The following is a 17,792-nucleotide window of genomic DNA, read 5'->3' as shown; positions in this document are numbered from 1 at the left end:
AATCAATATGAAGAAAATGATTTTCACATTGGCTTTGCTTCCTTCTTTCTCTTTTGCGGCCACAGAGACTTACAAAATCAATAGCGATCTCAGTATCAACGGCAAGTACGTTGCAACCGTAAAGATCATCACCAACGCGGGCGAAGAAGCGATGGTCACGCAAAAAGGCGACGATGGCCGCGAGACTTTCATCGCCGTGACTCCGAGTGAAGGCCAAGGCCAAATCAAAGGGCGCAAAGCAATTTTGATGAAATTCATCGTGGGTGTGATTGAAAACGGCGAGCGTAAAGTTCTAGGCCAGCCGCAAATCATGACGGCTGAAAACAGCAAAGCCGAAGTTGCCGTCGGCCGCCCTGGGGACGTGAAAGATTCATTCAGCTTGAGCGTTGTTGCAGAACGCGAATAACTACTGAACCGAATAAAGAATTTCTGCATCAAGAGGGATATTTTTACCTCCCTCTTGAATCTTTAAGGGTGTGCGGCCCTTAAAGTAAACGAGCCTTTTTCCCTCATAACTAAATTCGAGACGAATCGGATCGACCAGCATCGCGATCAAGAAATTAGCCGGCCTCATTTGAACCACTAAAACTTTTTGCCCGCCACGTGAGCTGTCCGCCTCTTTCTTAAATTCAAACGAGACTGGTTTTTCGAGCTCAAGCACACTCAAATGAGCCTTGACCGTCTTTCCTTCAATCAGAGTCTGCCAGTGTTTGACAATGAAGAGTTCAATCATCGGTCCATTGATAAAGTCTTCAGCCATCTCGACAGAATTTTCGCTGGTTTTATCCCTAGAGCCGTCGCCCTTCAGCTTAAAACTTTGATAAGTGGCTTTCTTTGCTTGAACGGCTAAATCCCAGGCTTGAGAAGTTTGTAGCTGAGTGACTTTTTGAGAAACCAAGGTCCCTTCTTTCACCACCACCACTTCTGTCATCATGATCTGGCCTTTGGCATCTTCAATGCGCGCGTTGGAAGTGAAAGACTCCGGACCGTTTTTTTCAATTTGAGTGGTTTGAGTGTACAGAGGCTTTTGCTCCGTCTGGCCAATGGGAAATAAGCGAGACACAATCGTTTCACTGGCCGACCAAACCGTCGCCGAAATAGAGAGCAAAAAAGAAATGATCAACGAATAGAATTTCATTTCGGGCTCCGTATTTTTTGCGCTTTATCGATTAAATATTTCATCACAAAGCGTGTGATAAGGACGATGAACGGAGCCACCACAATCCACGCAAGAATGGCCTGAAGCCCTGCCCATCCGTAGTCGGCCAGAAACTTTCCAGGACTAGCCCAGAATTCAGCGATCATCGTTTGAGGGTTGACTGAGACCGCCGGCACCCGGCAAATCCACGCCCCCAACTTTAGAAAAAATGGAATCAACAGAAGCTGGAGTGGCGCTAACGCATAGTTAATCACTTGAAGTGCAGGTTGATTCAATTTCAAAACAACACCCGCGAGAAAACAAAGCAAAGTGGTCGCGCCGAGAGTCGGAAAAACTGCAATAGCTGCTCCGACGGCAATAGTGAGAGCCAAAGCCTGGGGGCTTGTACCCTGGCGAAGTTGATCCTGCAAAAAAGTCTGCACTCGTTTCATCATCAATGAGGGTCCTTTTTCGGAAACCATGGGACAAACATTGAAGTTGTTTGCTGATAACGACGGTACTCCTCACCGCGTTTTTTCAAAGCAGCGGCCTCCGATGGTGGTACTCCAGTGACCTTCAAGAGCAAAAATAAAATAATCAAAGGCGCATAGACAGTGTAATAAGCGCCGGCAGCACCGATTGCAAAGAGGTAAAATCCCCACCACACACAGCTTTCAAAAAAATAATTCGGGTGACGCGAGTAACGCCAGAGCCCCACTTGGCAGGTTTTATTTTTATTCTCGGGATTCTGCTTAAATTTCTGTGCTTGAGCGTCTGCGATGCTTTCGCCGATCAAAGACAAGCAAATCAATAAAAACCCGGCGATCTCAACACCGCTTAAAGAGCCTATGTCCGACCGAAAGACTTCTAAAAAAGGAATCGCCAACAAAACAACACTCAAAGCCTGATATTGAAAGAATAAAAAGAACCGCGCCGGTGCGTGCTTTCCGTACTCAGCCCGGAGCTGCTGATACCGAGAGTCCTCCACCGGATGATGACTGCGAATCCGGCGTGTTAGAAAAATGGCTAAGCGCAAACTCCAAATTCCCACGGCAAAAAGCATGAGAGTTTTCCGTAGCAGCAACCCGGGCTGAGTCAGGGCAAAAAACAATGCGATGATGGCAAAAGATCCTGCCCAGGCAGCATCGACAATGCTGTAGTTATCCCAGCGCTTCGCCAATAGCCAAGTGACAGACATTACCACCAGCATTAATACAACTGCGGCGACAATCGACAGTGAGAAATCCATCTGAACCTCCTATCTTTTCACGAATCGGTAATGAGATACGCCCCATTCTCTTCCCTGACGATAGCCAAAGAGCTCCGCGCAAGACATAAAGAATACTCTCCAGCGTTCCAGCCAGCGTGAAGCTTCGTTTTCGCCATAGACCTTTTTAAAGATTTCCAGAATTTGGCCCCTATGCAGATCCATATTCCGTAACCACGCTTCAGAAGTCTTCTGATAATGCCGACCACTCCAAGCCCATTCGTCCTCAAGAAGGAGATGTTTTTGAAAGCGAGTCAGAAGATGGTGGCTCGGCATTTGCCCGCCGGTGAAAAAATATCTTCCCATCCAGTTATCCTCACCCTCGACGTCAAAGGGGTAAGCATGCTGACGGTGAGAAAAAATATGAACAAACATTTTGCCGCCGGGCTTAAGCCAACCGCTGATTTTTTCAAAAAGGGCTTCGTAGTTGCGAACATGTTCAAGCATTTCAATACTCACCACCCGATCAAAGGTGGATTCCCAACCTTGACCGGCGAAAACGCTGATATCACCAGTCACGACTTGGATATTCATAAACCCACGCCGCTGAGCTTCGGCCATGATAAACTCCCGCTGCGATGAAGAGTTTGAAAGTGCTTTTATATTCGCATTCGGGAACATTTCAGCCAGTTTCAAAGTCATCGAGCCCCAGCCACAGCCCAAATCAAGGATGCTCATACCGTCTTCGATCTCGGCCCGTTGAATGGAAATTTCTAAAGCTTGATCTTCAGACTCGGCGAGACTTTGGCAGTTTTCAGGCCAGAAGCCGGAACTATATTTGCGCCGTGGTCCCAGAACAAGATTATAAAACTCAGCTGGGATTTCATAGTGCTGCTGATTGGCCTTCTGAGTAGCAAAGGCAATGGCCGACTGCTTGAGTTCTTGAATGTAACGAGAATCCCTCTCTTGTTCCTGTTCGGGATTGTCACTGGCAAGACTCTTGAGGCGCGTGTGACAGAGATGACGAATTCCCCAACGAATGCAAGACTGAGGTAACAATCCCCTCTCCATTAAATCGATAAAAAATCCGAGAACCATACAACATCCCCCTTTTATTTACTTTTGCAAATGATAGTGACCGACATTGATTCGCCCCGCGCGGAAGGCTCCTTCACAATAAGAAAGGTACAAGCGCCAGAGACGCATGAAATGATCATCAAATCCCAGTGCGCGGACGTCTTGTTCTTTGTCGTTGAAGCTTTGAAGCCACCGGTTCAGAGTCTCGGCATAAGAAAGACCAAACTCAAAGGGCGCTGCCACTTTCAGACCGCTGTTCCCTCCGTAGGAGTTAAACACCTTAGGCGCCAAAAGCATTCCTCCCGGGAAAATATAGCGCTGGATAAAGTCCGTTTTTTCGCGGTAATTATCAAAGAGAGAATCTTGAATGGTGATGGACTGAATCATCGCCTGCCCTCCTGATTTTAAAGAGGCCGACACTTTATCAAAAAAAGTTTTCCAGTAAGTCTCACCGACGGCTTCGATCATTTCAATAGAAACAATCTTGTCAAACCGGCCTTCGATATCGCGATAGTCTTGCTGGCGAAGCTCAACTTGTCCTTCAAGGCCTTTGCGCGCGATCATCTCACGGTTGTGCTTAGCCTGAGCCGGTGAATTCATCACCGCCGTGACCTTACACCCCGTGCGTTCGACTGCTCGACTGAAAAACCCACCCCAACCGCAACCGATCTCCAGAATATGATCTCCGGCATTAATTCCCAGCTGATCAATAATGCGATCGTATTTCTGCAGTTGCGCCACCGTTAAATCTTGATCGGCCTCCGTATATAGCGCCGATGAGTACGTCATGGTTGGATCGAGCCAAAGTTTATAGAATTCATTTCCTAAATCATAGTGAGCCATGATGTTGCGTTTAGCTCCGTCACGGCTATTGCGAGTCAAGACCCGGCGGAAGCGATCGGCCAAAGTTCCATACCATGTCCCATGGATGAATCTGGCAAGGTCCTGATCATTGCGACAAGCCCACTGAACCAGCTGGCTGACGTCGCTCACGACAAGACGGCCCGAGATGATCGTCTCCGCAAGGCCAAGATCCCCTTTATCAACCATTTCATCAAAAACTTGCCAGTCACGGGCCTCGACAGAGACTTCCGGAAGTCCCGCGCCAAAAATGTCTTGGGTGCCGTCTGGGAAAACCACGCGCACGGTACCGCCTTTGGTATTTTTTAAAAGCCTTAAAAAAAGTCTGGCCTTAATTGAAAGACTTTTCATGTGATCTCCTTGGTCGGGGGTTCTGGTTTTGAAAAGAATGAAACTCGTTTGCACCATAGCTTCAGTGCCTGCCAATGAATGCGTAAGACCACAAGCGGGGTCATCCAGCCATAGCGCCATAGCAATGAAAACAGAGTCTGCTTGGCCTGTGGTTTAAGATTTCCTTTAATCCATGTGATCAGGCGAATCTTGCCGGCTTCTGAGAAATAAACAATATCAACCCGTGATTTCTCTCCGGTGAATTGAAAGCGAAACTCATAGTATCCATCCACGGGGTAAAAGGGACTGACGTGAAAAACTTTTTCAGCGCGCAGCCACTGAAATGGATGAATCATTTCTCCAGGCTTATACAGCCAGTAAAAATGTCGTTCGCCAAATGTATTGTTAACCTCAACAAGAACGGCCTCGAGCTCTCCGTTTCTTTTACAGAACCAGAAGCTCACGGGATTAAAAACATAGCCGAACATTCGTGGGCACGTTTGCAGCCAAACTTCTTCAACCTCATATTTGCAATGAATCTTTAAAAACTCGCGAATTCCTCGATCGAAAGACTCAGCCTGGCCGTCTAAATAGTCCCTGGCTCGCAGGCCGAGGACCCGATGAAATCTTTGGCGTAATTCTGAGGATATCGACTCTTCATCCCGACAACAGAAAAGATAATTAAAAATCGGATATCGGAATCCATTTTCTTTGATTCCTAAGCGGGAATGCCCCACATGACCGTGCAAGAAAAAAGCTTGGCTCATAACCGTTCCCACCACTGTGGCTGAATGCCGAAAAGCTCTGCCACTCGGACCGCACTTAAGAGGCCGTCTTCATGAAATCCATAGCGAGTCCATGCACCCGCAAAATAAACGCCCCCTTGCCCTTGAATTTCCGGCAATAAAGTCTGTGCTTCAATCGCTTTTTGATCAAACTGTGGATGAGCATAATCAAATTCACCCAGGGGTTGATGAATTTCTTTCCGTGGATTCAAGGTGACAAAATAGTTCTCAGGCGTGCCCAAAGGCTGGAGCTTATTAATAAAATAAGTCAGAGATACGGCCTCATGCTCTTCTTGGGGTGGAGCACTTAGAACATTCCACGAAGACCAACACTTCTTTCTTTCAGGCATAAAGCTTTCATCCTGATGAAGGATGGTGCGATTGTTCTGAGTTTGAACTGCGCTCAAAACCTTTCGTTCAAGCGGGCTCTGACCACGCAAAATCCTGCTGGTGACCGGAGCGTGAGTGGCAAAAACCACCGCATCAAAGTTCAGGCTCTCGCCACCGACTCGAACCTGCACTCCCTGAGACTGTCTTTGCACCTCAGACACAGCTACGCCAGTGTGAATAAATGGAATCTTCGCGGCAACTTTTTGGACATATTCAATCGAGCCGCCTTTGACGGTTCGCCATACCGGGCGTTCGTTGATTTGCAAAAGCCGGTGATTAATAAAGAAAGCTAAGAAGGTAGAAGCCGGGAAACTTTCCATCCCTTTCTCTGGAGTCGACCAGATTGCCGCACCGATGGGTAAGAGATAATCTTTACGGAAAGCTTCGCTATACTTTCCACGCTTCAGAAGTTCACCGAGGGACCAACCGAGCTGCTGGGCCTGACGAAGATTTTCTTCGGATTCACGGTGAAAGCGTAAAATATCCGCCAGCATTTGTAAGAAGCGCGGACGCAAAAGATTTCTTCGTTGAGCAAAGACCGTGTCGAGGTTCGTGCCCGCCCACTCAAGGCCCTGGTATAGGGAACGAACCGCCAAGGACATGTCTGATTCAACAGTTTCAACTTGCAGCTCTTTAAAGAACGAACGCAAATGTGGGTAAGTCAGATCATTATAGACCAAAAATCCCGTATCCACAGGAACTTTTCCGGCCTGCACGCTTTGTACTTGCACGGTGTGAGCGTGTCCGCCGAGACGGTTTTCCGACTCAAAAAGATGCACTTCGTGTTTCTGGCTCAGAATCCACGCACTGCCAAGACCACTGATTCCCCCGCCGATCACCGCTATTTTCACGATTCACCTCGCCCGTAAGGGAGTTATATGATGTGACTGATATTGTATAGAATTTTCTATACAAAACCAAGTCCGTGATTTATTATTAGAAATATGTCGAGTCGGCCCAAAGAATTTTTCTCTATACGACAGCTTATTGAGATCACTGGACTTTCCGAGTTCACCTTGCGTGGCTGGGAAAACCGTTACCAGGCCTTTAACCCTCAAAGAACTGACACGGGCCGCCGCCTTTACACTTTGCAAGATATTGAAAAAGCCCGGCTCTTGGATGAACTCAGCACAAAGGGCCATCGCATCGGCGATATTGCGGGTCTTTCTTTAAAGGAACTTAAAGCCCTTGTTCCAGAGACCGAAACTTTGTCTTCCAGCAACGAAGAGCGTGTTCAAGATGGTTTTTTAAAAACCGTCATGGGAAAAGCTCAGCTTTTTTTGTGGGATGAAATCAAAGATCTTTTAGACAAAAAAAGAAGTGCTATGAAGGCCGAGCCGTTTATCCAACAAACATTGATGCCCTTAGTGGGTCACATGGGTTACCTGGTGGGCGAGGGTCAATTTACCGTAGCGCAAGAGCATATTCTTTCAGCCCTCGTCAAAGAGCAGCTTGTGCTGATGCGTGCAAAATCTCGCAAAGCAAAATCAGAATCCCGTCTGGTGATGACAACTCCCGAGGGAGATCTACATGATATGGGGATTGTGATCTCTGCAACCCTTGCCGCCGAGAATTCAGTGAAGACTCTTTTTTTGGGCCCTAGCACTCCGAAGATGGACCTGTGCGAGAGCTGCATTCGCTATAAGGCCACTCACCTTCTTCTTGCAAGCACGGTTTCAGAAAAAGAAGGTGCAAAAGAAAGTCTTTACTCCTATGTGAATTTTCTCGACAAGAATTTGCCAAAGAAAGTTCACATTCTTATTGCTGGCCGGAACACTTTTGAGTTTAAAGCTAAATTGGAGCGACCCGTGACATATTTGAAGTCCATGGAAGAGTATATTGCTTACCTTAAGCAGCTTGAATAAGGAGGTTTTATGAAAAATCTCAAAGTCCTCTGTTCACTTTTGTGTCTGATTTTTTTACTGGGAGGTTGCGAAACCATGAAACACACCGAACCGCTCAAAACAGTGAGTTATGTCGACATTCCGAAATTTATGGGGCCATGGTTTGTGATTGCCAATATTCCGACCTTTGTTGAAAAGGGCGCGACCAATGCGGTGGAGGCTTACACTTGGAACGAGAAGGAAAAGCGCATTGATGTCGATTTTCACTATCGCAAAGATCACCCGGGTGGAGAACTTAAAAGCTATCCCCAGAAGGCATGGATCTACGATGAAAAAACCAACGCCGAGTGGAGAGTTCAGCCGTGGTGGCCGCTCAAATTTGCCTATCTCGTGATTGATTTAGCCCCGGATTATTCTTACACCGTGATCGGCGTACCAAGCCGAAACTACGTCTGGATCATGGCACGTGGTAAAACTCTGCCGCCCGAAACTTTAGACGCCATCTATAAAAAACTTGAAGCCATGGGATATGACATTAATAAAATCCAAAAGGTGCCTCAGTCTTAAGAGCAGAAGCGAAAGACACTATGGAAAAATTCAAACAAAAAAGCAAAGTCGAATGGCTATGGCTCGGTAAGCCGGTTTCGGGCACCGTCGAAGAAGTCTATACGGAGTCCGTGACCAAGGAAATCAAAGGTAAAAAAATCACCCGTCATGGAACTTTAGAAAAACCGGCCTATCTGGTCCGTTCAGAGGCCGGCAATCTGGCACTGAAATTGGCCACCGAACTTCGCAGCCCGAAGGCCACGAAGAAGTTCGACATCAAACTTTTTAAGTAGGGACTATTTGCAAGAACGTCTTGAAACCACGTCACTGTTTGTCGAGTCTGATTTTCCAGGATCAGATTCACAGCGAGTCAGACGGTAGTAATCACACACTTGCTGCATATCGCGACGAGCATCGTAAGAATCACCACCGCGGCCTTCGAACTTCGCAATGCGTCCGTAAACATCATAGCCTGTGCCGTACACAACCACGTCGGTTGCTGTGCAAGTTTCAATGCACTCACCGTGTTTCTTCAAGCACTCACCGCAGCTGCCGTGCCCGCCCCAGTGCTCTTCCCAGCCCTTGTCGGTTGCTGAGCAAGAAATTTTCTGATTGCCACGGTTTGAGAACGGATAGCTCAAGTACACCACTTCTGGCGGAGTCGGCGTTGGTGGAGGTGGTGGTGGCGGCGGAGTTGGTTGTGGGTAGTATGGCGGTGGCTGAGGCGATGAAGGCGGAGCTGGGTTCAAAGAACCGGAGCTATCTTGCGGAATCACCGCCGAGATTTTAGGTGCACCATCTTCCGAAGCCACGCGCAAGCGCAAATCTGCAACGGCACCGAAAGATTCTGCTTGAACATCGACAGCGATGATCAAGTCATTGCGATTAATATATTCAGAGACCGCGCTCTTCCCGGCTGGGATCACAGCGGTCTCCTGCAAGTTATAAAGCGGAATGCTCGCCATGGATGCAGTCACGATGGCGGCGTCATGGATTTTGGCTTTCGCCGAAAGAACATCAATGGAAACACGAGAAAGCGAAATCGGACTAGCTAAGTAAGCACGATAAAGTTGGCCACCAGATTTACGCGTCACTTGATTGATGCGGGCTGAACCTTCAAGCGCAGCCAAGGAAGGGTTACTTGCCACCAGCGACGAAAGCGCCAGTGCCGCTGCCAAAACTCTTTTGGTAGTTGTTAACATTCTACGATCCTTTACTTTGGAGCCAAAACGGCTGGTTAAACTCACCGTTTTTCTCTAAAGCAAGTTCCGTGCTCACCGAAACAGGCGCAGATTGGCTCTAAATGACAGGATCAGCAAAGCGCGTGATGTAATTGCAGCGCTGGCAGAGTTTTTCAACGAGTTTATTATCTCGGAAGCCTTTGAGGATTTTTGTGGAACGCTCGTTTGCAAGAATATCTGTGATCGGCGCTTCTTTCACATTGCCGAGCGGAATCTTGCCTTCTTTATCAAGACAGCATGGCACCACCGTGCCGTCGGCGAGAATTCCGAAATGACTTGAAAGTCCGTAACAAGTACCGCGGCCACCAAGCAAAGGTAGATCGAGGGCGGGCCATGTGAACTCGGTATCAAAGTGCAAGTGCAAGCGGTTCTTGATGCGCACACTTTTATTTTGGCGCACATCAATCTGGCGATTGAATTCATAATTAAAGTGCTGGCACACGCGTTCGAGCATCGAGCGGTTCTGCGCCCCGACTCCGACCGGAGCTTCGAGATTCCACAGGCGGTAGTTGATGTACAACTCGGGACGCTCAACAAAAGCGCGTTCGGTGAATTTAAAAATCTTGCCGAGATAAATGCTTGGATCTTTATCGCCGTAATTATCGTGAAAACTATGCAGCGAGAAATTAACTTGGCGGATGATGGGATTTAGTAACAGCTCTTCGCGAACGGTGTTGAGGAGAACTCCGTTGGTCACGAAAAACACCGGCACTTGAAAGCGTTCGCAGACTGTCAGGAACTCGGCAAGCTTTGGGTGAACTAAGGGATCGCCCATCAGGTGCAGGGTCACTTGTTCTGTCAGAGGGGCTACTTGCTCGATGATCGAGGTAAACATCTCAATACTCATCATGGCCTTCTCTCGCTCCACGGGGGGACAGAAGCTGCACTGAAGATTGCAGATATTGCCGATTTCGATGTTTACCTTATTGAATTTTCCCACAGGCCCGAGATTAGCGCCTGTGGCGGATTTTGGCGAGGACTATTTATGAGGCCTAAAGCGTTTTAGACCAATACTGCCCGTTGAGTTTTTTTCCAAAGCTTGTGTGCTTTTCCTCTTTCTCTAAAACAAAGCCTTCAGCTTCATAGATTTTTCGGGCTGAAGTCAGAATATCATTCGTCCACAAGGTGACTTGCTTATAGCCGCAGCTTTTGGCAAAGCGAATGCATTCTTGAACTAAACGGGATCCCAACCCAAGGCCGCGCGCCATCGGATCGACAAGCAGAATTCGAAGCTTTGCTGTTTTAGCGTCCTCTTTTACTAAAAAGACGCAGCCTAAGCGCAGTCCTCGGGCCTCTGCAATCCATGCCCTCTCAAACTTTGGATCATTTTTTTGCGCAAACCGGCTGGCGATGTCAGCCACTAGAAATTCGAAGTCGATAGTCCAGCCATACTCAGCCGCATAGATCTCGCCATGGCGAGAAATAACCCAGCCAAGGTCGCCGGGTTTTAAATCACGAATTTGTACTTCGGAAATATCGATTTTCTGTTTTGGATCTAAAATGAGTTGCGCGGCTGCCAAATGCTGATTCAGTTCAGAACGCTGAAAGGGCGAAAGGTGCTGCAAGACTTCTTCGGTTCTCTCAATAGAAATTCCGTCGATCTTTTCAAAAAGCTGCGAGCCCTTCTCGGTCAGGCTGAGCCACTTTTCCCGGGTGTCTTCGGTGCCTTGATGCTCGGTTAATATCTTTCTCTTTTTCAAAGAAGCCAGAGCTCGGCTGAGATATCCTTTATCCAAACTTAGCAAACCCAGCAGATCCTTCGAGCGAAGCTGTTGATGCTGAGCGAGCTCATACACAATCCGGGATTCCGTCAGGTTTAACGATGGATCATAGGGCTTTTCATTGAGGATTCCGAGTTTATCCGTGTAGCTACGGCTGAAACTGCGGATCGTAAAGACGTTCTTTTGCAGGTTCTTTTTCATGCGACCTGTGTAATCAACATAGTTGCTTTTGTCAACTATGTTGATTCAACCTGCCAAAGCGGCCTGGATACCGTTTATTTACATCTCGGAATCAAAGACTCTTGGAGATCGTCGCCACCGTCGCCGATGGAAGACAGGATCAGGATCGATTCTCCTTGGCCCTTCCAGTTTTTCCAGAGATCAGAGCCATTTAAGAAATCCTGAGTGTCTGAATCAGTGAGGTCTGTGTTTTCGTCAATCGCCGTCGCCGTTTGCTTGTACTTCAACGCAAACATATTGAGCTGGTCGGAGTAACCGATATCGATCAAGCTTCTGATCGCGTCTGGCACTTCCGTTGGGTTGCCGGTGTAGCAAGTTTTCGATTGAGCGGTGTCGATTTCCGTCGGGAAGAGACCTGTAACGAAGCTCATTTCATTGGGATCTTCACCCAAAGATTGCAGGATCTGAGCGAGCTTCTTTTGAGCAGCATCAAAGGTCTGATAACCAGTGTCTGCGGTGATATCGAGTGATTCCGGGAAGCCTTGGATGCCTTTAGCTGCGAGCTTGGCATTGAGGGCTGCGACAGGAACATTCTTATCGCTACGGCCGTCATTCAAGAGCAATGGAACGCGGAGAGTGGCCGCCGCGAAAACCTGAGTACTAAATAAAACCGTGGTAAGGACAAGACCGAGTTTTTTCATAAAAACCTCATTTGTGAGTGAGCTAGTTATAAGCGCTCTAGCGAGAGATTACCGAAAAAAGCGACATCCGCACCCAATCCTAACGATTTTCCCCGGCGAACAGGCGCTTTAATTCAGGAACGTCTACTGTATAGACGAATGTGGAATGGGAGTGAAATGAATAGGAGGAGGGTTATTATGCGGCGGGGGAATGAGGCATCTCGCGATTTGCCTCATCTTCGTCCGATGCCTTCATGAATAACTACAAAAACTCTCTCGACGGTATTTGTATTGATTATGCTGAGCGCAGAGCACCTGCAGGTTTGAAAGATCATTGCTTCCCCCAGCCCATTGAGGCCGCCTATGATCCACCTGCAAAAAGCGCTTACTCCCACAGACTTTACCCGAGCTAGGATCTCTAAACTGACAACAAGCCTGGCGAGCAAAAACTGACTTTTTCACAGCCTGAGTCAGCGGTTTTCCAACCACCGTGGCGGTTGTAGAATCGGCTTTTAGGACACATTGAGCAGGCGCTCTCTTCCTCAGAGCGGTCCTACGAGTGATTTCTTTTTGCGCTAGGTAGCTGAATACCTGACTCCAGTTTTTATCTGGAACTGCGTGCGAAATTAAATTCCGAGCATGAGTCAAAATCTCCATCTGTTCTTTAGTGAGGTGAATGGTTAAAGTCACAGACTCATCCGCATGATGTCTTTGCTTACATACAGTCGTGATGGGAATAGAAAGTTTCTGGTTCAGGATCACTTGCGTTTGCTCTTGGGTGGTATTTTCAATAAGAGCAATAAGCTCAGTCTTTTCCTGAGTATCCATCTTTCTCTCTTGAGTTTTTTGCACCACTCTCACTGCCTGCTGTACTTTCGAGAGCTGAGAAAGGTTAATAGCGCCGCTTTCAATTTTTACCGCCACCTCAGGCACTTCCCGCAAAAGCCTTGCAGACTCTATTCTCCTCACTGCTGCCGAAGGGCTATAGCCAAATTCTTTAACCAAAAATTCATAAAGACTTGGATAGGCCTTCTCCAAATAAAGGCGTCGCGTATCAATTTCCGCAATACACTCTAAAACCAGATGAGTGATTTTCCTTTCAGTTTGCACAAGTTTATTAAAGCGCAAAAGCAACTCTGAATTTGAAAGGTGATTCACTCTAAAAGATCTTTGCATACATTACCTCCGTAGCGGATGTAAAATTTCAGAGGTAATCTACCACGGGTTTTTGAGATTGAATTTTAGGTTTTTTCTATTAGACAAGTGCTATTCAGAGCAAGATCTTGAAGGTGGCTAAAACGCGTTTATCTCCTCTGAGAACCGCGATCAGGTCTTTCGCACCATCCATCACAAGGAGGAAATCAAAACGCAATTTATGCAGATTGAAAGAGCCAAAAATAGGCTGCAAGAGAATTTTTCTTCTAATACGAAAATAAAAAAACGAGTTCTTTTCAGAACTCGTTTTCAAATTGTGAATTCAAAACTCAAGAAAAAGTCCTAAGCCTTCTTCACCGCTTTTTCCCAGCGATCAAGACGCGTCTTACGATCCTTCGCCGCCATTTCGACTTTGAAAGCTCTATCGCTCTTCCAGATCTTTTTGATTTCATTCACATCTTTCCAGAATCCAACACCGAGACCCGCAAGATACGCGGCACCGATCGCCGTGCTTTCGACGATCTGTGGGCGCACCACTTCCGTCGCCGAATAGTCAGCCTGCATCTGCATCAATAAGTTATTCGCCGAAGCACCACCGTCCACTTTGATAGAACGCAACTTCTTACCAAGATCCTTTTGCATTGCCGTCAAGATGTCGACATTCTGCAAAGCCATCGCTTCCAACGTCGCGCGCGCGACATGCGCCTTCGTCGTACCGCGGGTCAAACCCCACAACACGCCACGGGCCTCTGGGTTCCAATGTGGCGCACCCAAGCCTGTCAGTGCCGGTACGAACTCGACGCCTTCACTACTTGGCACTGAAGCCGCAAGTTGCTCCACTTCCGAACTATGCTGAAAGAATTGCAAACCATCGCGCAGCCACTGAACCGCAGCTCCGCAGATGAAAGCTCCGCCCTCTACAGCGTAAGTCATTTTTTGATCACGCAGTTTCCACGCAATCGTCGTGAGCAATCGTGATTTCGATGCCACGGGCTTCGAACCAGTATTGAGCAAAATAAAGCTGCCCGTGCCGAAGGTACATTTCACATCGCCCGCATCAAAACAAGTCTGTCCAAACAAGGCCGCTTGCTGATCACCCGCAATACCCGCGACAGGGATTCCATCTGGAATCACATCAAGGCCCTTCGTCACACCGAATTCACCGCTTGAAGGCGCGATCTCTGGCAACAAAGACTCTGGAACTTCGAAGAGCTTCAGCAATTCGTCGTCCCACCAGCCCGTGTGAATATTCATTAGCATCGTGCGCGAAGCATTGCTGACATCCGTCTTGTGCGACTCGCCGCCCGTAAGACGCCACAGCAAGAACGTATCAATCGTGCCCGCCGCAAGTTCACCCTTGCGAGCACGCTCTTTGGCGCCTGGGACGTTTTTTAAGATCCATTGGATCTTTGTCGCTGAGAAATACGGATCGATCACTAGGCCCGTTTTCTTGTTGATGACTTTTTCTTTATTATTACGTTTCAATTTCTCACAAACGTCCTGCGTCCGACGACATTGCCACACGATGGCGTTGTAAATCGGCTTGCCGGTTTTGCGATCCCACACAACCACGGTTTCTCTTTGATTCGTAATGCCGATTGCGGCAATCTGATCCCCGCGAATGCGAGTCTGCTCCATGGTTTTCTTCAGAGTATTGAGCGTTGTCTTCCAGATATCTTCAGGGTCATGCTCGACCCAACCCGGTTGCGGGAATATTTGGCGGAAATCTTCGTTCTGCTGACCGACGAGACCTCCGGCTTGGTTCACAATCGCTGTACGCGTGCTAGTTGTACCTTGATCAATGGAAATGATATAACGAGACATAGACAAACTCCCTGGGCACCAACCATCATGATAAATTTTTTTAGGAAACCCAACGAAAAAGTTTTTAATCTGAAGAATCTCGATCGGGATGTGTTGCTCTTTCGCGTTCTTCCGCGTTGGCTGATGGAGCTCGTCCGTAAATATTTCCGCTTGGAAATCGAGGGCCTAGAGAACATACCCCGCAAAGGACCTGTGATTGTCGCCCCCAACCACTCGGGCTATATGGGAATTGATGCGGCACTTCTTGCGCACATCCTCGCACAGAACGCCAAGCGCATTCCCCGCGTCCTCACCCATCATTTCTGGTTCTTGACGAAGACCACCGCCCTGCCCGCACAGAAAATGGGCTTTACCGAAGCCACTTACAGCAACGGCGTAGCGGAGCTAAAAAAGAGCCATTTGATCGTGATCTTTCCAGAGGGCGAAGCTGGCAACTTTAAACCGACACAAAAGATGTACGAGCTGCAAGAGTTCCGTCGCGGTTTTGTGCGCATGGCTTTAGAAACCGGCGCCCCCATTGTTCCATGTCTGGTGATCGGCGCTGAAGAAAGTCAAATCAACTTGAGCCAGCTTAAGCTCACCAAATTTTTAAAAGGCCTGGTGATTCCACTGCCACTCAATGTAGTACCACTGCCGGTGAAATGGAAAATTATTTTTCTTGAGCCCATTCAGCTTCCGTACGGCAAGAAAGCCACGACGGATATGAATCTCATCCGCGATATTTGCGATGAAATCCAGGAAAAAATGCAAGCCGCTCTTCACAACGAGCTTCGCAAAAGAAAGTCTTTGTTCTAATCCCCATCCGTCATGATATCAGCCAAGTGGTGAATTCTGACTTGCACAGGAGGAGCCGCCTTCTGAGTTTTCTTTCGTGGCGGAATCATCACTCGCGCCGTAGGGTCTGCGTGCTGTATCAGTCCGAGCTGATCCATAATTTCAACTTTACCGGACATAGCAGGAACTTGATCCAAACGATCGTCAGCGAAACTAATACCCGTAATAAGAAGTGCAATAACAACTAAAGTTACGATCCGCATAGGAACCCCCTTTTGAGAGCTTCCTAGATAAGACGAGTTTCGACGGTGAATCCTCTCGTCCCAAGATGACCTACTTAAAAGTGCATCGATTTGAGATGACGTTATCTTCCACTATTCCTTAGTTTCTCAAATGATTCGCTTAGAATCAAAACACCCTTCCATAATTGTTTTTTGCTGGTGCCATTATGCTTGGCAAATGAACGCACACTCACGAGAATTCTGGAAGTGATTCCACCATTGTTTCATTGATTCAACAAAAGGCCCTTTGCTAGAAAATGAACGTCGACAAAATTTGTCGCACTCAACACCAACCAAGGGGAACATGTGAAAAAATCTTTCTTAGCCGTTTTCTTGTTCGTGACAGCAATGAGCGGAGGCGCTTTCGCTTTCGACGCTTTCCGCCCACCTCATCATGGTCCGCATCGTCCACCACCTCCTCCTCCACCGCCACATCACCCGCACCATCCAATTCACGGCCCAGGCCATGGCCCGATCATGCCAGGCCCACATCACGGTCGCTAGAAAGCAAAAAACCCCGATCACTCGGGGTTTTTCTTTATTCACGAAGAACTTGAAAGTCCGTTTCTGTGGTTAAATACTTTGCATGAAGACGCCGATACATTCGTAAGCAAAACTGGCGCGCAGGTTCTGAAAAATACTCCGCTATCAGAATTGATATTACGAGAGTTATTCCCCACACCAAAAAGAAGAAAATGTCCACTGCTCCTTTAAAGAAGTCTGTGGAATTCAACTCTGGAAAAACATAGTGTGTCGTCAATTGAATCACTACAATGTGAAGCAAATAGATTTCATAGCAATAAAGGCCCATTACCCGCATCAACCGAGAGAACCATCCTGTATACATTTTAGAGTCTCCTTGAGGAGCCGCGGAAAGAATGAACAGTACAACCATTGGACCGAAGACACTTGAGCCCCACACTTCCCACTCACGATCATGATGAGAAATGTAAAATATGATCATGCAGATAAGTGCAAAAATATTTAACCAGGGCTTTTGCATCTTCGTCTTAAATTTCGGAAATCTATTCTGAAAGATCGCAGCGAGAGAGCCAAAGGCAAGCATATCAAAACAACTAAAATACCCAAAGAAGGTTTCAGGATAAGATGTTTGATACCTGTGAACTAGTGCATACACAACAAGGCCAATTAGCGATGCAACCAGCACTGCCAGTTTTCTAGTAATTTTTGCGAGAATAGGAAAGCCCACATAGAAAGCCTCCTCTATAGACAGAGACCACAAAACTCCGAGCCCAAGTCCGGTGACGGACGGGCTCCAATAGAGATTCAGACGCATTGTGACTGCACCCACAAAAATTTCCCATGCGGCAAACTTATCGAGGTTCTGAATCTGAAATCCCGGCTCATCAAGATAGTACAGTAACAAATTCACACCTACTAAAAGCAATAAGGGCGGAGCTATTCGTGCAAAGCGAGAGCTATAAAAATCGTCAAACTTGATCAGAGAAAGATCTTGAAAACGAGCCAATGACCTACTTGTGATTAAATAACCTGAGATGACAAAGAATGCAGAAACTCCGAGATAGCCATTTCTTGCAAAATACCCCCAATATGCAAAAGAAAAGACTCTGGGAACCCCTGGAACTTCTGACGTATAATACATTCCGAAGTGAAGCAGAACGACAACGAAAATTGAAAGACCGCGGAGGAAATCGATAGCAGGATTTCGTCTTTCAATTCCAAAATTTATACGTGTGAGAATATTACGTATCACAATTACATTATCCAATGAGTGGA

21 protein-coding genes are annotated in these 17,792 nt (G+C 47.3%); 6 read left to right on the top strand and 15 right to left on the bottom strand.

Going from position 1 to position 17,792, the window contains the following annotated elements; genetic code table 11:
- The first annotated feature begins 7 nt into the window (after positions 1-7).
- The gene (locus tag JSU04_19330) at positions 8-406 is read left to right on the top strand and encodes a hypothetical protein (protein MBS1972467.1); all 399 of its coding nucleotides are present in this window, start codon (positions 8-10) and stop codon (positions 404-406) included.
- On the opposite strand, the gene JSU04_19325 is transcribed toward JSU04_19330, so the two are convergent.
- Genes JSU04_19325 through JSU04_19295 form a run of 7 tightly spaced genes read right to left on the bottom strand, consistent with a single transcriptional unit; the run spans position 407 to position 6,639 of the window.
- Positions 407-1,138 carry a hypothetical protein gene (locus JSU04_19325; protein ID MBS1972466.1) on the bottom strand — a complete coding sequence of 244 codons (732 nt, stop codon included), beginning with the start codon at positions 1,136-1,138 and terminating at the stop codon, positions 407-409.
- Positions 1,135-1,596: a DUF2062 domain-containing protein gene (locus JSU04_19320; protein ID MBS1972465.1), complete on the bottom strand. Its 462-nt coding sequence runs from the start codon at positions 1,594-1,596 to the stop codon at positions 1,135-1,137. Before JSU04_19320 ends, JSU04_19325 begins: the two co-directional genes overlap by 4 nt.
- Positions 1,593-2,387: a DUF1295 domain-containing protein gene (locus tag JSU04_19315; protein ID MBS1972464.1), complete on the bottom strand. Its 795-nt coding sequence runs from the start codon at positions 2,385-2,387 to the stop codon at positions 1,593-1,595. The genes JSU04_19320 and JSU04_19315 overlap by 4 nt, the downstream gene beginning before the upstream one ends.
- Positions 2,388-2,396: 9 nt before the next feature.
- A complete protein-coding gene (locus JSU04_19310; GenBank protein ID MBS1972463.1) occupies positions 2,397-3,443 on the bottom strand; it encodes a class I SAM-dependent methyltransferase in 1,047 nt (348 codons plus the stop codon).
- Between the two features lie 18 nt (positions 3,444-3,461).
- Entirely contained in the window at positions 3,462-4,634 is a 1,173-nt protein-coding gene (locus JSU04_19305) for a class I SAM-dependent methyltransferase (GenBank protein MBS1972462.1), read from the bottom strand.
- The gene (locus tag JSU04_19300; protein ID MBS1972461.1) at positions 4,631-5,380 is read right to left on the bottom strand and encodes a DUF1365 domain-containing protein; all 750 of its coding nucleotides are present in this window, start codon (positions 5,378-5,380) and stop codon (positions 4,631-4,633) included. The genes JSU04_19305 and JSU04_19300 overlap by 4 nt, the downstream gene beginning before the upstream one ends.
- Complete coding sequence (locus tag JSU04_19295) at positions 5,377-6,639, bottom strand: FAD-dependent oxidoreductase (protein MBS1972460.1); 1,263 nt, start codon at positions 6,637-6,639, stop codon at positions 5,377-5,379. Before JSU04_19295 ends, JSU04_19300 begins: the two co-directional genes overlap by 4 nt.
- A 93-nt stretch (positions 6,640-6,732) precedes the next feature.
- Between JSU04_19295 and JSU04_19290 the strand changes: the two genes are divergently transcribed.
- From JSU04_19290 to JSU04_19280, 3 genes are all read left to right on the top strand, one after another.
- Positions 6,733-7,653: a MerR family transcriptional regulator gene (locus JSU04_19290; GenBank protein MBS1972459.1), complete on the top strand. Its 921-nt coding sequence runs from the start codon at positions 6,733-6,735 to the stop codon at positions 7,651-7,653.
- A 75-nt stretch (positions 7,654-7,728) separates the two neighbouring features.
- Positions 7,729-8,199 carry a lipocalin family protein gene (locus JSU04_19285; GenBank protein ID MBS1972458.1) on the top strand — a complete coding sequence of 157 codons (471 nt, stop codon included), beginning with the start codon at positions 7,729-7,731 and terminating at the stop codon, positions 8,197-8,199.
- Positions 8,200-8,219: 20 nt separating this feature from the next.
- Positions 8,220-8,471 carry a DUF2945 domain-containing protein gene (locus tag JSU04_19280; protein ID MBS1972457.1) on the top strand — a complete coding sequence of 84 codons (252 nt, stop codon included), beginning with the start codon at positions 8,220-8,222 and terminating at the stop codon, positions 8,469-8,471.
- A gap of 3 nt (positions 8,472-8,474) precedes the next feature.
- Here the strand turns inward: JSU04_19280 and JSU04_19275 are convergent, their stop codons facing one another.
- From JSU04_19275 to glpK, 6 genes are all read right to left on the bottom strand, one after another.
- Entirely contained in the window at positions 8,475-9,380 is a 906-nt protein-coding gene (locus JSU04_19275; protein MBS1972456.1) for a beta-sandwich domain-containing protein, read from the bottom strand.
- A gap of 97 nt (positions 9,381-9,477) precedes the next feature.
- Positions 9,478-10,359 (bottom strand): SPASM domain-containing protein, encoded by an 882-nt coding sequence (locus JSU04_19270; protein MBS1972455.1) that lies wholly within the window; start codon positions 10,357-10,359, stop codon positions 9,478-9,480.
- 52 nt (positions 10,360-10,411) lie between these two features.
- Positions 10,412-11,341, bottom strand: coding sequence for a MarR family transcriptional regulator (locus JSU04_19265; protein ID MBS1972454.1), 930 nt, complete (start codon positions 11,339-11,341; stop codon positions 10,412-10,414).
- Between the two features lie 74 nt (positions 11,342-11,415).
- The gene (locus tag JSU04_19260; GenBank protein ID MBS1972453.1) at positions 11,416-12,021 is read right to left on the bottom strand and encodes a hypothetical protein; all 606 of its coding nucleotides are present in this window, start codon (positions 12,019-12,021) and stop codon (positions 11,416-11,418) included.
- Positions 12,022-12,252: 231 nt separating this feature from the next.
- Entirely contained in the window at positions 12,253-13,128 is an 876-nt protein-coding gene (locus tag JSU04_19255; protein MBS1972452.1) for an HNH endonuclease, read from the bottom strand.
- A 369-nt stretch (positions 13,129-13,497) separates the two neighbouring features.
- Positions 13,498-14,979 carry a glycerol kinase GlpK gene (gene glpK / locus JSU04_19250; GenBank protein MBS1972451.1) on the bottom strand — a complete coding sequence of 494 codons (1,482 nt, stop codon included), beginning with the start codon at positions 14,977-14,979 and terminating at the stop codon, positions 13,498-13,500.
- 27 nt (positions 14,980-15,006) lie between these two features.
- Between glpK and JSU04_19245 the strand changes: the two genes are divergently transcribed.
- Positions 15,007-15,774 carry an acyltransferase family protein gene (locus JSU04_19245; protein MBS1972450.1) on the top strand — a complete coding sequence of 256 codons (768 nt, stop codon included), beginning with the start codon at positions 15,007-15,009 and terminating at the stop codon, positions 15,772-15,774.
- On the opposite strand, the gene JSU04_19240 is transcribed toward JSU04_19245, so the two are convergent.
- Entirely contained in the window at positions 15,771-16,016 is a 246-nt protein-coding gene (locus JSU04_19240) for a hypothetical protein (GenBank protein MBS1972449.1), read from the bottom strand. The genes JSU04_19245 and JSU04_19240 overlap by 4 nt on opposite strands.
- Before the next feature lie 324 nt (positions 16,017-16,340).
- Between JSU04_19240 and JSU04_19235 the strand changes: the two genes are divergently transcribed.
- Positions 16,341-16,538, top strand: coding sequence for a hypothetical protein (locus JSU04_19235; protein MBS1972448.1), 198 nt, complete (start codon positions 16,341-16,343; stop codon positions 16,536-16,538).
- Between the two features lie 34 nt (positions 16,539-16,572).
- On the opposite strand, the gene JSU04_19230 is transcribed toward JSU04_19235, so the two are convergent.
- Complete coding sequence (locus JSU04_19230; GenBank protein MBS1972447.1) at positions 16,573-17,769, bottom strand: acyltransferase; 1,197 nt, start codon at positions 17,767-17,769, stop codon at positions 16,573-16,575.
- Positions 17,770-17,792: the final 23 nt, after the last annotated feature.

This window comes from Bdellovibrionales bacterium (genome assembly GCA_018266295.1).
GTDB lineage: Bacteria > Bdellovibrionota > Bdellovibrionia > Bdellovibrionales > Bdellovibrionaceae > JACMRP01.
The sequence above is the reverse complement of the archived record's forward strand: the minus strand, read 5'-3'. Positions and strand labels throughout refer to the sequence as shown.

Bases quoted from the DNA above. Each gene is read 5' to 3' on its own strand.
- JSU04_19285 (MBS1972458.1), top strand. From the start codon at position 7,729: ATGAAACACACCGAACCGCTCAAAACAGTGAGTTATGTCGACATTCCG.
- glpK (MBS1972451.1), bottom strand. From the start codon at position 14,979: ATGTCTCGTTATATCATTTCCATTGATCAAGGTACAACTAGCACGCGT.
- JSU04_19325 (MBS1972466.1), bottom strand. From the start codon at position 1,138: ATGAAATTCTATTCGTTGATCATTTCTTTTTTGCTCTCTATTTCGGCG.
- JSU04_19275 (MBS1972456.1), bottom strand. From the start codon at position 9,380: ATGTTAACAACTACCAAAAGAGTTTTGGCAGCGGCACTGGCGCTTTCG.
- JSU04_19290 (MBS1972459.1), top strand. From the start codon at position 6,733: ATGTCGAGTCGGCCCAAAGAATTTTTCTCTATACGACAGCTTATTGAG.
- JSU04_19330 (MBS1972467.1), top strand. From the start codon at position 8: ATGAAGAAAATGATTTTCACATTGGCTTTGCTTCCTTCTTTCTCTTTT.
- JSU04_19315 (MBS1972464.1), bottom strand. From the start codon at position 2,387: ATGGATTTCTCACTGTCGATTGTCGCCGCAGTTGTATTAATGCTGGTG.
- JSU04_19260 (MBS1972453.1), bottom strand. From the start codon at position 12,021: ATGAAAAAACTCGGTCTTGTCCTTACCACGGTTTTATTTAGTACTCAG.
- JSU04_19265 (MBS1972454.1), bottom strand. From the start codon at position 11,341: ATGAAAAAGAACCTGCAAAAGAACGTCTTTACGATCCGCAGTTTCAGC.
- JSU04_19240 (MBS1972449.1), bottom strand. From the start codon at position 16,016: ATGCGGATCGTAACTTTAGTTGTTATTGCACTTCTTATTACGGGTATT.
- JSU04_19245 (MBS1972450.1), top strand. From the start codon at position 15,007: ATGATAAATTTTTTTAGGAAACCCAACGAAAAAGTTTTTAATCTGAAG.
- JSU04_19300 (MBS1972461.1), bottom strand. From the start codon at position 5,380: ATGAGCCAAGCTTTTTTCTTGCACGGTCATGTGGGGCATTCCCGCTTA.
- JSU04_19310 (MBS1972463.1), bottom strand. From the start codon at position 3,443: ATGGTTCTCGGATTTTTTATCGATTTAATGGAGAGGGGATTGTTACCT.
- JSU04_19305 (MBS1972462.1), bottom strand. From the start codon at position 4,634: ATGAAAAGTCTTTCAATTAAGGCCAGACTTTTTTTAAGGCTTTTAAAA.
- JSU04_19280 (MBS1972457.1), top strand. From the start codon at position 8,220: ATGGAAAAATTCAAACAAAAAAGCAAAGTCGAATGGCTATGGCTCGGT.